11 protein-coding genes are annotated in these 14,678 nt (G+C 62.1%); 6 read left to right on the forward strand and 5 right to left on the reverse strand.

Annotation, left to right across the window (positions count from 1 at the left end):
• The 3 genes from J3A66_RS19390 to J3A66_RS19125 form a co-directional block, all read right to left on the reverse strand.
• The gene (locus J3A66_RS19390; RefSeq protein WP_245337159.1) at positions 1 to 483 is read right to left on the reverse strand and encodes a three component ABC system middle component; all 483 of its coding nucleotides are present in this window, start codon (positions 481 to 483) and stop codon (positions 1 to 3) included.
• Positions 473 to 1,636 (reverse strand): ABC-three component system protein, encoded by a 1,164-nt coding sequence (locus J3A66_RS19120; RefSeq protein WP_209570714.1) that lies wholly within the window; start codon positions 1,634 to 1,636, stop codon positions 473 to 475. The genes J3A66_RS19390 and J3A66_RS19120 overlap by 11 nt, the downstream gene beginning before the upstream one ends.
• 352 nt (positions 1,637 to 1,988) lie before the next feature.
• Positions 1,989 to 4,262 carry a putative dsRNA-binding protein gene (locus J3A66_RS19125; protein ID WP_209570715.1) on the reverse strand — a complete coding sequence of 758 codons (2,274 nt, stop codon included), beginning with the start codon at positions 4,260 to 4,262 and terminating at the stop codon, positions 1,989 to 1,991.
• 511 nt (positions 4,263 to 4,773) lie between these two features.
• Here J3A66_RS19125 and J3A66_RS19130 point away from each other — a divergent pair.
• The 6 genes from J3A66_RS19130 (at position 4,774) to J3A66_RS19155 (ending at position 11,481) form a co-directional block, all read left to right on the forward strand.
• Positions 4,774 to 5,514, forward strand: a complete 741-nt coding sequence (locus J3A66_RS19130) for a hypothetical protein (protein ID WP_209570716.1) — start codon at positions 4,774 to 4,776, stop codon at positions 5,512 to 5,514.
• Positions 5,501 to 8,785, forward strand: a complete 3,285-nt coding sequence (locus J3A66_RS19135) for a DEAD/DEAH box helicase (RefSeq protein ID WP_209570717.1) — start codon at positions 5,501 to 5,503, stop codon at positions 8,783 to 8,785. The genes J3A66_RS19130 and J3A66_RS19135 overlap by 14 nt, the downstream gene beginning before the upstream one ends.
• Before the next feature lie 5 nt (positions 8,786 to 8,790).
• Complete coding sequence (locus J3A66_RS19140; protein ID WP_209570718.1) at positions 8,791 to 9,234, forward strand: hypothetical protein; 444 nt, start codon at positions 8,791 to 8,793, stop codon at positions 9,232 to 9,234.
• Between the two features lie 14 nt (positions 9,235 to 9,248).
• The gene (locus J3A66_RS19145; protein ID WP_209570719.1) at positions 9,249 to 9,431 is read left to right on the forward strand and encodes a hypothetical protein; all 183 of its coding nucleotides are present in this window, start codon (positions 9,249 to 9,251) and stop codon (positions 9,429 to 9,431) included.
• Positions 9,432 to 10,388: 957 nt separating this feature from the next.
• On the forward strand, positions 10,389 to 10,943 hold the full coding sequence (locus J3A66_RS19150) for a recombinase family protein (protein ID WP_056409611.1): 555 nt from the start codon (positions 10,389 to 10,391) through the stop codon (positions 10,941 to 10,943).
• Positions 10,944 to 11,031: 88 nt separating this feature from the next.
• On the forward strand, positions 11,032 to 11,481 hold the full coding sequence (locus tag J3A66_RS19155) for a hypothetical protein (protein WP_209570720.1): 450 nt from the start codon (positions 11,032 to 11,034) through the stop codon (positions 11,479 to 11,481).
• Positions 11,482 to 13,117: 1,636 nt separating this feature from the next.
• On the opposite strand, the gene J3A66_RS19160 is transcribed toward J3A66_RS19155, so the two are convergent.
• Positions 13,118 to 13,504 carry a hypothetical protein gene (locus tag J3A66_RS19160; RefSeq protein ID WP_209570721.1) on the reverse strand — a complete coding sequence of 129 codons (387 nt, stop codon included), beginning with the start codon at positions 13,502 to 13,504 and terminating at the stop codon, positions 13,118 to 13,120.
• Positions 13,505 to 13,643: 139 nt separating this feature from the next.
• Positions 13,644 to 14,519, reverse strand: coding sequence for a hypothetical protein (locus J3A66_RS19165; RefSeq protein ID WP_209570722.1), 876 nt, complete (start codon positions 14,517 to 14,519; stop codon positions 13,644 to 13,646).
• Positions 14,520 to 14,678: the final 159 nt, after the last annotated feature.

Genomic DNA, 14,678 nt, shown 5'->3' on the forward strand with positions numbered 1-14,678 from the left:
TCAGAAGGCAACCCCCAAGCGGCCGGCGACGACGGGTAGATCGTCGACCGCGAACCAAGCGCCGAGACGCTTGCCAGCGGCCAGCACGAGGCGAGCCTCGCCGTTCATCGCCCTGATCTCCCTGGGCAGGTCCGCACCGAGCGCCCGGCATCGCAAACCCGGCTCCATGACAAGAAGCCGCGTGGACGCACCCAGCTGGACGGCACGGAGCACGTATGGAAGGTGCTCCTCGACCCGCGCCTGCAGCCCAGCCACCATTTCGGGTCTGTCAGCGATTGCCTTCAACATCCCGCTGTCGAACTTCATGCGTCCGATCCTGTCGGCAGTCGACCTGTTGAGGAGCATGCCTCCAGCCAAGGCAAGATGGTGGAGCAGCGGGGGCTGGTCCGCCTTAACGCGAGTGTACGAGTTAGCCACGTGCCAAAGAGCGCGTGCGACCAGCGCCGGGTTGCGGAGGACCGTCTCCTCATGGTCAGGCCGCATCCTGTCCCTTTCGTGGCGACGCTGAGGGCAGCCACCATACGCGGTCGTCGTCGGCCAGGCGATGGTAGTGCCCCGACGTCATGTAGAGTTCTCCGCAGGGCTCATCCGCCAGCGGCTCCAAGTGCGAGAAGGTCGTTCTGGCAAGGATGAGCATGCCCAAGTCCCGGCCCCGCAGCTCGGGCCTGTCGATGGCGGCCATGCGTGCGGTGTTGGTCCAGCGATCACTCAGGCGGTCAGACCTGCCGTCCCACTCGCGGTCGGGCACCTCGCCCTCACCGACGAGGCGGTGGCGCTCATCCGCGAACTGTAGGAAGTGCTGCACGGCGTCCAGCACAACGTCCTCGTCGGCACCCACGTCGGAGAGGTGAGACACGAAGCGCCTGGTCATGGCTGAGGCCGCTTCAGCGGGATCTACCGCAACGTCGCGTGAGGCGCGTGGAAGAAGACGTCGGCGGCCAACGCTGCGCTGGATCTGGGCGGCGTGGACGAGGCAGGCCGTCCGGGTGACGATCCCCGGCAGGCCTCGACGCCACCTGCCCATCAGTTCGGATGTCACCCAGCCCAGCATATTTTCCACAACCAAGTCGCGATCAACGCGGGGATCCAAGCCGAGGCCGTTGGCCACGGACGCCCTGAGCGCGGTCCAGTCGCCCGTCCGGTCCACGATCTCCATGCGGCCGACGAGGTCCGCCAGTTCGTCGTTGGTCGACGCCAGCACGTCGTCGACCATGGTCTGCGTCTTCGAACGCCGCGTGGAGGCGCCCGCGGTGCGCAATCGGGCGACTGCCTCGTCCGCGCCGATGGAGCCGGCGGCGACGCCGCGCACGGCGTCCGCGACCGATCCCGCCGCCACTGAGTTTGTGACCAGTAGATAACGCCCGCTGCGGATACCGGCAGCTCTCTGCCGCTTCCATATCTGTAGAGTGCGCCAGAGGCCTGGACTGCGGTCACCGAAGGCAGCCGCGCCGGCACCGAGGGAGTGCTTGTCCTGCTCCTGCGTCAGAATCATGCCGTTGCGGTGGACGGAGACGTCGTCAGCCCATTCGACCGCGACCGAGTCATCGGCGTCTGCGACGCTGAGGTGATACAGCGCCCGTTCGATCTGGTAAATGTAGCCCGCCGACTGCGGCGCGGCTGTGGCTGACGCCTTCAATCGATTCTCCCCGTTGAGCGACAGTCTGCGCGACTACGTAGTATTTGCAAGAGCCCGCCCATGATTGAGTAAAAGGCTAGCGTCCCGTGTGCGCCATCGGTTGTTCGTACGGGCTCGGCGTGTGATTTATTGCGATCCTCGGAACGCCGAGCCGACCCAATTTTCTTCATCGCTGGACCAGCTGTTTGAAAACAGCTGCGACGACCCACAAACCGCCGTTCGCGAATGCTTTCGCCCCCCCCTACCTTCGGTCATTCGTTCACGTCAGCAGCGATGTTGCCCCAGACGGTTGTCTCTACTGCCCGAGGTCAAGTGCCCAGCCTGATGGACGATCCGGGACAGCCGCTGATGCCTAGGCCCGTGCGGGCCAGTCGATTCCCTTCTCCACCATCATCCGGAGCAGGTCGAACGCCGCTTGCTGGCGTGCTGCCTTGCGATTAGGCCCCTGCCCGCTGCCGTGAAGCCCCTGCCATGACGCGCGCACCGTAAAGACGGGCGCATGTCCGGGGCCGCTCTTGTTGTCGATGTAAACCGGCTCTTCGACGTCGAGGATGTGCTGAAGATTCTGCAGCGCCGATGTGTAAATCGCGCCAGGCACATACACAGCGCAATTGTCCTGCAGCCAGATCCGCAGATTGTGATGCGTCGGCATGCCCGCGCCACGCGGCTGCGCCGCCTCGACCAGCCTGGCCCCTAGCCAGTCTCGCAGCGGCTCAAAGCCATTTCCAAGGAACATCGCGGCGACCAGTGCCTGTACGCCTTCGATGATTTGTCGGCCTGTCGGTTCCGCCGTAATCCTGGCGGCCTGACGGAGCGCCCCTAGATCGAGGAGCCTGCCCAATTCGCCGACCGCCACGACGCCAGCGCGGTGATCCGGCATACGTCCGGCGTCCATCTCGAGCGCCAATATTATCTGGATAAGGCGCGCTCCAACAGCCGCGAGCGTGCGGTTGTCTGCATCGATCGCACGCGCAAGCAGTCGAGCCTCGGGGTCGGTGACCGCCACCGCGACCATGTTCGGGGCGACCGCTAGCGGCAGCGCTTGCGCCGCCGCTAGCCCAATCTCGATTGCGGTGTCCGCGTCCAGTCTAACACGCGGATAAAGCGGAACCGGCCGGTCGCGGCGCGCGCGATCAAAAAAGGCTTGCCGCCAATTGTCGACATGAGGCGCCCAGTTCGCGTCGGCTTCCATCGCCCGCAGGCATCGCCGCGCCGCGTGCATCTCGGCCTCGCTTCGCTTTGCGCCGCTGCCTTCCACGCTGAACTTTGCCGCCTTGACCATGCAAGTCCATATTGGGTTGTGATCCGCACCGGTCTGGACATGATCAGCATAAACGGGCGGCCGGCTGCCGCGAAGAGCCAAAATTTCCTGCAAGGTGCTCTTGGGATCGCGCACCGCGAGCACGTCATCGATATCGGCAGCGACTGCGTCGAGCGCGTTGAATCCATCCTCGATCATCGCGAGCGCCGCTTCGAGACCAGCATGTTTGACCATCAACCCGTGAAGGCGCCGGATCGCCTGCAGCCGCTCACCGCGGGAGGCAACGGGTTCCAGCGAGGGCACTGGGCCCAGCAACGCTCGGTCCCAATGGCGGAAGAGATGCTCAGGCTTCTCCGCCTCGCGGAAGAACATTTCGGCAGCCGAGATGCCGTAGGCGCTCAGCAGTCCCGAGCGCATCGCCGTCGAAAGGCAGGCAAGCTCATAGGCTTGCCGCCCGACGATCTCCATTGCGTCCAGCGATGTTGAGAAGAAGGACGCTACATCAAAAGTACGATTGCCGAGCGCTTCTGTTTTCGCAGCAAGCGACGGCAGATAGTCGCTGCGCACCGCGAGCGAAAGCGCGAGAAAATGCGGAGCGACGAGGCCGCCGAAGCGCGACAGCAGCGCTGACTGAAACTCCTCAACCAATCGGGCCGCGTGCTCAATTTTGGAGAAGGACGGTTCCGCCTGCCCTGCGGACGCGTCCGACGCGAGAACCAGCGGCACCGCCGCGAGTTCGACGTCATTGGCAGTTACCGGTTCGGCCAGAGCTTGCTGTAAATCCGCAAAATCGGACGGTTTCGCTTCGGCCTCCGCGGCAAATGCCGCGCCTGCGACAACCGGGTAGACATGCTCCTCTTCGCGCTCGACTGGGATTGGCGCTGGCCGCCGGAGCAGTTGCGCCATGTCGCCGATTTGCGCCGCAGTAACTGGCGCGCAGCGATCCCAAAGCGCTTCCATTTGATCTGCGACGAGCCGGACTGATTCTAGATCCTCGATCCGTACAGTGCTCTCAAAATTTCTCAGCAGCCCCGAGATGGTAAGGTTCGATGACCCCACGAATGCGACACGCCCGTCGATGACAAAAACTTTTGCATGGACGTGATCAAGGCGCCGTAAATCGAAGTCGATGCTGCCATCGTGGCCGGATAGCCAGTAATGCGCCTCGAGATCGGACGACCCCATGCGAAATTCGCGCTCGACAAATCGCGATAGTGTTCGGACCCGAACGTTCGGGCGCAATATCCCACGAATGCTGCGGATGACGGTGCTCTTGATGTACGGGCAGACAAGCAGGACGTCCGACTCCGCCGCAGCTAGTTCGGCGAGGAGTTCAGTTCGCCAAGGCGTGATATAGGCGCGCATACCGATCGACATTGCCTTAGATGGGATCCTAATTCAGCTATGCGATCAAGCCCCTCTTTCGTCGACCCGGCTGCAATTTCGACTTGGCGTCGCAAGAGCGGCGAGAATTCGCGATCCATCTCCGTGCGATAAGTGGAATGGGACACGCTGATGACATCGGTCAGCGCTCGGCTGCGACGACCAGGGGGCGACCGTCGACACCCAGAACCGCAGGCCTGCCCCTGGACCCACACCCGGACGCTCAGCGCCGCTTAGCCCCTTCGCAGAATCGGACATCCGTTCATCCGCTTGGCGCAACCCCAAGCTCTTCCCCGAATTACGCAGTGCTGTTCATTCAGCTTCCCGGTTGCGAACTCACTGTAATCGACCACGAGGACACTCTTCGTGGGCTTGTTGATATCTGGCAAGACAACCGTGACTTCATCGGGCGCTTCGCCGATAGTCCGGTCGAATGACGCTAGTTGGCCTCCCTACCGCGACACCGCCCGAGTGCCTCGGCACGAACTGGACCGTGAGCGACGCCGATGCGTTAGCGGACGTGTGCGCCCAGATAATGATCGGCCGCGCGCTTCACGCGGCGCTGATCCTCGACGGATCGCACCCTGTGGGCACGCCACCGATCATCAGCTCCGCCCTTAAGGAGAAGCTGAGGCTCGAGCTCCATCCGACGAGCGACCCGAAAACCTACCACCGTGATGGCCTACTCTTCGAGATCATTAGCTGGGCCGCCGCCCGTCTTACCGCGACCCCCAACGACGCCATCTCCGACCCCCACCTCAAGGCCACCAACCAAGGGACCGACTGCCTCAAGGTGACGGTCGATTCTGTGAACAGGACCCTTACGCGAGCGACGGTCTACGAATACAAGTGCACGACGAACTGGCGTCAGCTCTTCTCGCAGGACGTGATCAAGGCCTTCCGCGAGTACGTCTCCGGCGAACGCGACAATCAGCTTGCGCAGGCCGCAATCACGCTGCTGATCGAACTCGGTTTCTCGCCGGTTGAGCGCAACGCCGCATACGACCAGCTGGTCCGAGGCCGCCCGCTTGCGTTCCAAGCCTCCCTGACCGTAGCGCCCAGCAGCTTCGCGGCCGAAGATCGGCTCGCCTTGTTCGCAGGATACGACACCATCTCCGGCGCCATCGACACGCGGGGCGGGAACACGATGCCCCTAGACGACGTGCGCGGCTGGTTCGTCGGCTTCGCCGCGCTCGTGTGGACCAAGATCGAGACGTTCGATGTTCGACGCTGAGACAGCGGCGCTGATCCGCTCGGCGCCGCCGTTGCGCGGCGTTGATCCGCAGACCCTGCCACAAGAGCTGACCGCCATCTATGCCGAGCTGGCCGGTCTCCGCCTCCGCGCGGCCGAACTTGCGGACGCGCCCGACTATCTCGCCCAAGTCGAGCGTCTCGCCCGGATCGCTGTCGTGTACGAGGCCCAGGTCGACGACACGATCGAGGGCGAAACCCGTCGGGCCGCCGCGTTCGTCGCGGGTACGGCCTACCAGATCCTCGGCCGTGTCCTGCCTACCTCCCCAGATCGCTACGCATTCCTCAGCGCCGGAGCCATCCACCCGCGCATCGCCGCGCCGCTGCTCTTCCTCATCGCCGAACAAAGCCCCGACGCCCGCGAGGCTGCACGCGGGCTGGGTTTCGGCCGCCTTGAGGACATCCACCGCGGAGCCCTGCTCGAGAGCGTCCAGGATCTGGCTCAGGAGCGGTTCGCCTCGATCCTCGAGCGCGCCGAGCGCCTCTCGCGGTTGCAGCCCTCACCCGAGGCCGATCTCACCGAACAGGCGACGCAGGGCCTCTACGGACTGTGCTGGGCGGGCATGGTCCATCTGGTCGCCCGTCTGTTGGACCAGGCGCCGCCCGCGTTGGCGTATCCGCTCCTCGAGACGCCGCAGGCGCTGTTCGACCGCGTCACCAGCCTCGCGGTCGCCAACGTCGCACCGGAAGGGGCTGGCGGCCGGCTGGTCTCGGCATATGCTGGGCCGCGCCACCTCGCGCGCCTCCTGCGCCACGTCGCGGATGGTCTGGAGGGAGCCGGCATCGCCCACCTCTCGCTGCCGGCGGGAGCGGCGGAGCCCGCATGGCGTCGATGGCTGCGTCATCGCGCCCTCGCTAAGCCGACGCTTTGGCCCAATCACCGGAAGGCCGTGGCGACCGGCCTGCTCGACGCTGGAACCTCCGCCGTTCTAGTACTTCCGACCGGCGCCGGAAAGACCACCCTGTCCGAGCTGAAGATCGCCGCGACGCTAAGCGCCGGCAAGAAGGTCATCTTCCTCGTCCCCACGCTAGCGCTGGTCGACCAGCTTCGAGACGATCTGTCCGAGAGCTTCCCCAAGAGCATTTCCAACTACGAGATCTCGGCTGATGGCGACCTTGTCGCCTTCATCTCCGGACCCGAGCTCGGTGCAGTCGAGGTGATGACGCCCGAGCGCCTTCTCGCCGTCCTCAGCTTCGCCGATGCCGACTTAAACGAGCTTGGCCTGATCGTCTTCGACGAATGCCATCTCTTGAGCCCTGCTGGCGGCGGCGCTCGCAGCGTCGACGCGATGCTATGCCTGCTCCATGCACTCCGCCGCGCACCGCAGGCCGACTATCTGCTTCTCTCGGCGATGCTCCAGAACGCCCCGGACGTCGCCGAATGGCTCGCGCAGCTTTCCGGTCGGCGCTGCATCAGCTTCCTCGATCCGTGGAAGCCGAGCCGTCAGGCCCGGGGCGTCGTCATATACGCCGGCAACCAACTCGACTGGGCCAACGCCGCCGTCCGCGCGGCCAACTTCGCGGAGCGGAACGACCAGCCAGCCGCCAAGCCGGACCTGGACGTCACGCCTTTCGCCCTATTCGGGCTGCACCACGCGTGGGCGCCCGGCGCGCCGCAGGATCGTAGGATCGTCCGGATCTCCGACGGGACTGTCCGACTCAATTACGGCGTCAGCGGCGCAACGCCCAATGCGAACGAGGTCGGCGCCTCCTTCGCCGCCAGCGCAGCCAGCGCCGGGCTCAAGACGATCATGTTCGTCAACCAGGCCGACCACGCACCGACGACCGCCAAGAAGATCAAGACCGGGCTGCCGACGGTAGGTCAGCTGACCGAGGCCGAGACTGACCTGTGGCAGGAGATTGTGGCTGAACTGGGCGGCGCGCAGCATTCGTTCATCGATCCGAGCGCGTCAGCGCTGCCTCACAACGGCGACATGATCTCGATCGAGCGGCGCCTGGCCGAGTCACTCTTTCGCCGGCAGAACGGCGTTAGCGTGATCGTCGCGACGCCCACGCTCGCCCAAGGCATGAACCTGCCCGCCGAGGTTGCGATCCTGGCCGGCACGATGCGCAGCGACGAAAATGGCCGCACACCCCTCCAAGGCCATGAGATCCTTAACGCCGCCGGACGGGCCGGCCGCGCCGGACACCTCGCGAACGGAATCGTGCTTCTCCTCCCGGAGCCGCCGGTCTCGTTCGAAGCCGACCGGACGCCCACCGGCGCCGCCTTCGGAATGCTTTCCAAGGTGCTGCCCGCAAACGACCAGTGCGTCCTCATCGACGACCCGTTGACCGCACTGCTCGATCGGATCCAAGCGGGAGACGTGGGGAGTCCGGAGGTCAGGTACTTCCTCAGTCGCCTCCGGGCGGGCGAAGGCGAGGAGGCGGACCCCGATCGTCCGATCCAGATGATGAGGCGGTCTTTCGCCGCCTTTCAGGCTCGCAAGTCGGGAGCGGAGGCCAGCTTCGACGCGAAAGTGCTCTCGCTCAAAGGCGCGCTCGAGACCGACGCGCAGTCTGTCGAGACCATGACGGTCAAGATCGCCGCGTTCAGCGGCATGCAGCTCGAACCTCTCGCGACGCTTGCAGCAAAGGTCGCCGCCGAGATCGACACCCTCCCGACGACGGTCATCGGGTGGTGCGATTGGTTGATCGACTTCCTTATCGCCGACCGCGCCAGCTTCGCCCTGCTGTTCGGCGGCGACGTGGAGACGGTAAAGGCGGTCACGCGGGGGAAGAAGACCGGTGGCGACAGCACCGAAGCGGAACTGCTGCTCCTCAAGCCCGCCTTGCGCGCCTGGCTTACCGGAGCGCCGTTCGCATCGATCGAGTCCGCGCTCGGTGTGACCCCGACCAAGATCAAGACCTGCAAGCGCTCGCGAGACTTCGTACTTAGGCTGATGAACCGGCGCTTCTACATGATCGCCGGCGCGCTCACCGCCTTGGTCCAGCACGCCCTTCAGGAAGCGGAGAAGGTATCCGCGAACCCGGCGGTGCTGGAGGTTCTCTCGGTCGCCATCCGGAAGGGCCTCGACTCCCCCGACAAGGTCGCGTTCGCCCACAGGAAGACGGGGCTCCGTTCGCGCGTCGCGATCCACCGGTCCTATCGGGAATTGATGCCCAACCGCTCGGATCAGATCGGCGCGGACTTCCAGACCGTCCTCCGCTCGATCGACGCCCACCTAACGTTCGGGAGCATCGCGGGCGCGCTCAGCGGTGGTCCGTTCGCTATCGCGCCCGAGCCCACGGGGTAGACTCGATGGCCAATCCCTATGACGCCGCGCGATCGTTCGCCACGGACTTCGGCAAGACCGAATATGCGCTCAAACGCCGTGGCTACCTCCGAGAAGGCAGGAATGTCGCCGAGCCGGACTGGGACGCGTTCGCGCGCGCGCTCGGGGCCGAGTTCTTTTCGGACGTGAACGAGTGGAAGATCGCGACAACCCTGATCGGTGAACCGCCCCGCAGGCTGCTCTCGACCCTGGAATGGTCGCCCGGGAAGCCGGCCCCGCTCATGAACGTCCACCAGCTGATAGTTCAGGGCGTGTGCCGGGTGCGGAACAGCTACATTCACGGCGAGAAGTTCACCGGCGGACCAGATGACCAATGGGATCGCGACCTAACGCTCGTGACTGAAGCCCATGCGGTACTCAAGGCGGCGATCGCGTGGTCGCGACTGATCGACGAACCCCAGCGCGAATGAGGTAGGCACCAGCGATGACGGACAAGTTCGCAGACGAGGTCGAGGAGAACCTATCTAACTGGCGGAAGGGACTGTTCGAAAAGATACCCGTAGGCGGCCTGCTCGCCAGAAGCCCTGTCGCGCACAAGTGGAAATCCCCTTTCCGCCCCGACTTTGGAGCTCTTCGGCTCTGGCTGATGTCGACCTCGATGCTCTGATCAGGCTCAGGCTCTCAGACGATGGCGATGGCGATGGCGATGGCGATGAAGGGCGCCTGCTCGGGATGCGGTTGAAGCCAAGGGACAGTCTGAGAAACGAAAGCCGGGACTGACTAGAGTATGATGCTTCAAGGTCCGCCGCCCATGTCCGCCCCATCCGGGTCCCCGAGCTTGAGCGACCTCTAATGGCGACGAGCGGCCGTAGAGACCCAGCTGAACGAACGTCCGTTCAAGGCGATTGCTGACCGAAACCGGACGGGCCGCATTCCACCAGGAAGCGGTCGCGCAGCCCCCTACCCCGCCACCTGAACGAACGTCCGTTTCCCGCCGATCGCCGCTCGAAAGCGGACTGGCGGCTTTCCACCAAATTCCGGACGTTCCGCAGGCGATCACGCCGAATGGCCGCTTACGCCCAAAGTCGGTCATTCGAGGCTTGTCCCGCCGATCCCCAAAGCCGCCGTTCGTGATGCGAAAATCAAAAGTTTTGCATAAAGTTTAATCGCTAGCGCTGGCTGCATTTCAGATCGATCGCACGCCGATCGAGGTCGCTGAGGGTTTCCCCGATCCTAGCGGACTCATTATCCCAGCAACGCTGCTTAGGCGTGCGATTGTCCCTCTGTTGAACGGGCACCACGTACACAGGATATGGAAAAACAGGCGTTTTGCTCTCGGGTACGGCAGGCCCTGCCTGTTGAAACGATGAATTCGGCTTTGACGTATCCTGTACCTGCAAGGATGCGATCAGGGCCATTCCGAACGTGATTATCGTTGCCATCATCACCGCGTCTCCCCGTTGCCGATCCGCTGAGTATGCACCTAGACTGGTGACGAATACCCTACGTAACGATTTACCCCTCAACCGCGACGCGATGCAGAAGTCACAAGTTTTGCATCAAACGAAAAACCTCACAAAACCGGGCACTTCCGCGATGCATAAATCCGATGCAAAAACAGCACATGATTTACGGCTACGCACGCGTCTCATCCACCGGTCAGGACCTAGCGCAGCAGCTCGCCCAACTAGGTGCGGCCGGCTGCACGAAGATCTATCAGGAGAAGGTCAGCGGCGGGACGGCCGAGCGTCCGCAACTCAAGCGCGCTATCGGCGCGCTCGATACCGGCGACGTGCTGATGGTAACGTCCACCGATCGCCTTGCCCGCAATACCCGTGATCTGTTGAACATCCTGCATGCGGTAAAAGAAGCTGGTGCCGGCTTTCGCTCGATCGCAGAGCCGATGGTGGACACCACCTCCCAGTTCGCAGAGGTCATCATTGCCGTGTTAGGCGTGGCGGCGAGCTACGAGCGCCATCGTATCACCGAACGCACCGCTGCCGGTAGGGTCCAGGCCAAGGCCCGTGGCGTAAAGTTCGGCCGACGTGCTGCCCTTACTCCGCATCAGCAGGCCGAAGCGCTACAACGGCTCGCCGCTGGCGATACGCAGCGCACTGTCGCCGCCCTGCTTGGCGTCGATCAGGCGATGATATCGAGGCTATACCGAAGGGAAGGCTGAATGGCCGGGGACTGACGGCTTTCGGCTGACCATTAGCCGAAGCTGCCGTTCGGTGTTACTTGTGGTGCATTGAGCTACAAGGAACATCATGAACTTATTTATGATCTTTGCGCTGGGGCAGGTTGCAATGACCGCTCCACCACCGCCACCCGCCGCGTTCGAAGACTGGGCGGCACTACAGCCTATTGAGAAATCTTACCGCGCATCCGTGCTATGTCGTGCGGGCGGTCGCATTACCGCAGAGTTCGCTCTTGCTCGTGGAGTTGTCTCTGTAAAGAGTATTGAGGGAATATCCCATATACTTACACCATCGGAACGCGTTTCCATAGATGCTGCGGTCAGAAGCCTGGGATATCTCGATAGAGTTGGCATTGGCTGCAATGGCCAAGATGCCCTGATCAGCGTGTTGGGAGGCTTTTCAGAGATCAATCACAAAATGATGCGACGTTCCGTATCCATTGTTTGGCAGCCTCGCGGCATAAGCGGAATGGGTGGACGCACTTCACCAGAAATGGAGCTTCTCGCCGAGCAGCGTTGAGAGAGAAGCAGTCGGTTTAGGATTGCATTACAACTCAACGTACGGCCGCAAGTGGGCGCTTTCTGCCATCGCAACACGGTCTCCGACTCCTTAGATTTGCGCATCAAAGTCCGGTCACGTTTTAGCCGTTCGCGGCATGATGCAAAACTTGTGATTTTCGCATCATAGTCGAGGGTTTTGGCAGTTAGCTGCCATTGCCTCCGCCGCGGCGAATAACGACCCAGCTTACCGTCAAAGATAACAGCCATGCTGGGAAGGCGCTTAGCAACAGGCCAGGCCCTGGCGGTATCATATCCTGCAAAGCGTCAGGTTGTCGCCAAGGCCACGGCCACGAGAGCACCAGACCATAAAGCACCATAGCTCCAGGCACGACAGAGCCTGCTATGACGATCCAGAGTACACGATTAGTACGGACCAGCCGAGAAGCCCGGAGCGAGATCACTACTATCGCTGTGATGACCGACGCTGGGATTGTGAGCATCAGAACGTAGGCGGTGATAAATAAGACTGCCTCCATTCGAGATATCAAGCTCATCTGCGGGCTTCTGGCAAGCACTGCTTTGTCTGCCGCAAGTGGCTGCTTCGGGCATTAGCTAACCAGCTATTTTGCCCTCCGCTGATGCAAAATGTTTCAATCTTTCATCACGAACGGCGAAAGTGATGGGGGTGCGGACCAACCGCTATTGGAAAGGCAGATGGCGTACGCCGACGTTGGGTGACACAACGGCTTTCCCCAAAGGATCGAGCTTGGGAATAGCGGGCCAGTATTTCCCCTAGGCGACTATAGGGCTGGCGGGTAGCATCGTATGTCGGAGGGACGTCATGCCGCTATTACTGGCTCTATTGCTCGCGCTGCCCTCTCCGCCGCCGCAGCAGCAGGCGGTCGCGGAGGACCGCTGTACAACGTTGCAAGCTGGGTTGGACAGCGCAACGGCAAAGCCGCCACCCCAGACTGACTTGTCGAGCCAATACTTTGGAACTGTAATTATCACTGCCACACAGCCGTTTTGCACGGGATGGACTGTCGTGACCGTGTTTCGGGATAGCAAGCTACACTGGGCGCTACGCCGAATATCCGTCGAACCAGATCTCGCCGTAGCGCCGGTCGAGCGCTGGGCATATTCGAGTAGCTGTCCGGCAATTCTCGACTGGCTTGAGCGGCTTGAGCGGTTACCGATCCGTTTTGGCATCGGTCCTATTAGGCAGACTCCACAATCGCGGGCACCACTCCGCGTACTGATGAGCCACGGAACTGACTATGCAGTGCGTGGCTATAGCTGGGTAACTCAACCCAGCGGCGCGCCAGCTACGCTGTCGTTGTCGAGCAACGATGGTGAAGTTGCCACTTGGGCGCGGGGCATATTGCAAGCAACGGTGCCGTGCTGGAAGGCGGGCTGAGACGGACTCATGGGAGTAGTTACTCCTGCCGCCTTGCAAACGAACCTCTACTGGGACAGCCCCCTCTCCGATCGCACTGACTGAACGGCCGCTTTGCGTCTCAGTCCTGATGCAAAACTTTTGATTTTTGCATCAAGAATGGCCTGTTTGAAAAAAACGGACCAACTGTCTTCATTAGATCGATGGAATTGACTTTGAAAAATAAGCTAGCGGCCTCGCTGCCTTTCCTACGTTTGCCTCATTGGGAAACAATAAAGTTATACGTCAGCACGTTCGACGCGTTGCCACCGCCGTAGCCCATCGGGACTGCTGCAACTTTCAAGGCTTTCCTGCCGGGGTGAATGAACTGGATCCGCATATTTGTAGCATCGCGGAGCCGTTTCGCCGGGTCATCCCCCACGCGAGGAGGTTGCGTAATTTTGTAGATTGGGTCTGGCCGGGGCGTCCAATATGTTCCGGTTCCCAAATAAGCAGGTAATACGAATGCTACCGTATCACCGACCTTAACATCGATTTCCCTGCCCGCGTCGTTATAGCGGAGGGTGTGCGTGACATCGGATTTTGCAACGGCGGACGTCGACAAAGCTATAGCGATTCCGATCAGGAATTTGTTGGCGTAAAACATTTGTTTCTCCAGGTGTCATACCGGCATTGATCATGCTGCGCGGAGTCGCAAGATGGCGCAATGATAGAATGCGTGCATTTCAATCGCATCGGGCGCTTCCCGCCGTTCCTTCGCCGATGCGAAACCCGTGATTTTTGCATCATGCCAGTGGCAGTGCACTTGCCGCAGCTGGCGTTAGGTAGCCTTCAGCGACGAGGAACGAACGCAACGCCGCCGGATAGCCAGCTGGCTCGTGCCGGTAATGGGCAAGCATTACCCGCCACGCCGATACGGCCTGCCCCAGCCGGGCGGCGTCGGCAACAAAGGCCGCGCAATGACCGTTGCGGTCATGGACTGCTGACACGCAGACGCGGCGATGCGCTGGAAGGTCATGCGCAAACAATGGCCGCACGGCAGGGTCAGATGAGATGTCGATGCTGTGCCCATCGCGCACGGCGAGCACGAGCGGTGTTCCACGCGTGCAGGCGTTGCACTCGCCCGAGAAATTGAACCCGCGCGCCTCCAACACGAAGCCGGGCCGACCGTCTTTCACTAGTTCACGAGGGAGCAGGCTTACCTTGCCCGTTAACTCGCGGCTGCCGTGTTGCTCCAGCGGCACAGCTCGGAAGCCGCCAGCTTCCTGTTCGATCACCGTCACTGCGGTTAAGCCGGCCGAGCCACCCCATTGATTATCGACCACCACTGCCGACCTCCCCGTACCAGGTGCAAGATGGATGACGGCAACACGCACGAACGAAGCTTGGCGATCGCTGATCATCTGAAACGGCGCGATGCCGGGCTGGGTAACAGTTACGGTCGCTTGATTGCTGAGACCTTCGAAGCTGCACCCCTCGTTTTGTGCGGGCAGCTTACACGGAGTGGACGCAACCTCGACCTTGAGACCACCCGCGACGAGGGAGAGAGACGTTTTGGGGTGTATACCCCATGTCTGGAACACCCCCAGCGGCTCTGTTGCCGCAGGCGGCGGGGCTGCGCCCAGAAGTAGCGCGGACAGAAAACAGGCGGCCAGGCGCATGGAGATTTCCCTTGACGGTGGGTCATTCTAACAAACTCAGGATCGAGCGGGCGTGCAACTGCATTATCAGCCAATTATGCGGTGCACGTGAGAACCTGAGCGGGTATCAGCTGACCAACGGCATTGGCTGCCCCGCTGATGCAAAACTTTTGATTTTGC

The organism is Sphingomonas sp. PvP018 (assembly GCF_017876865.1).
GTDB classification, from domain to species: domain Bacteria; phylum Pseudomonadota; class Alphaproteobacteria; order Sphingomonadales; family Sphingomonadaceae; genus Sphingomonas; species Sphingomonas aerolata.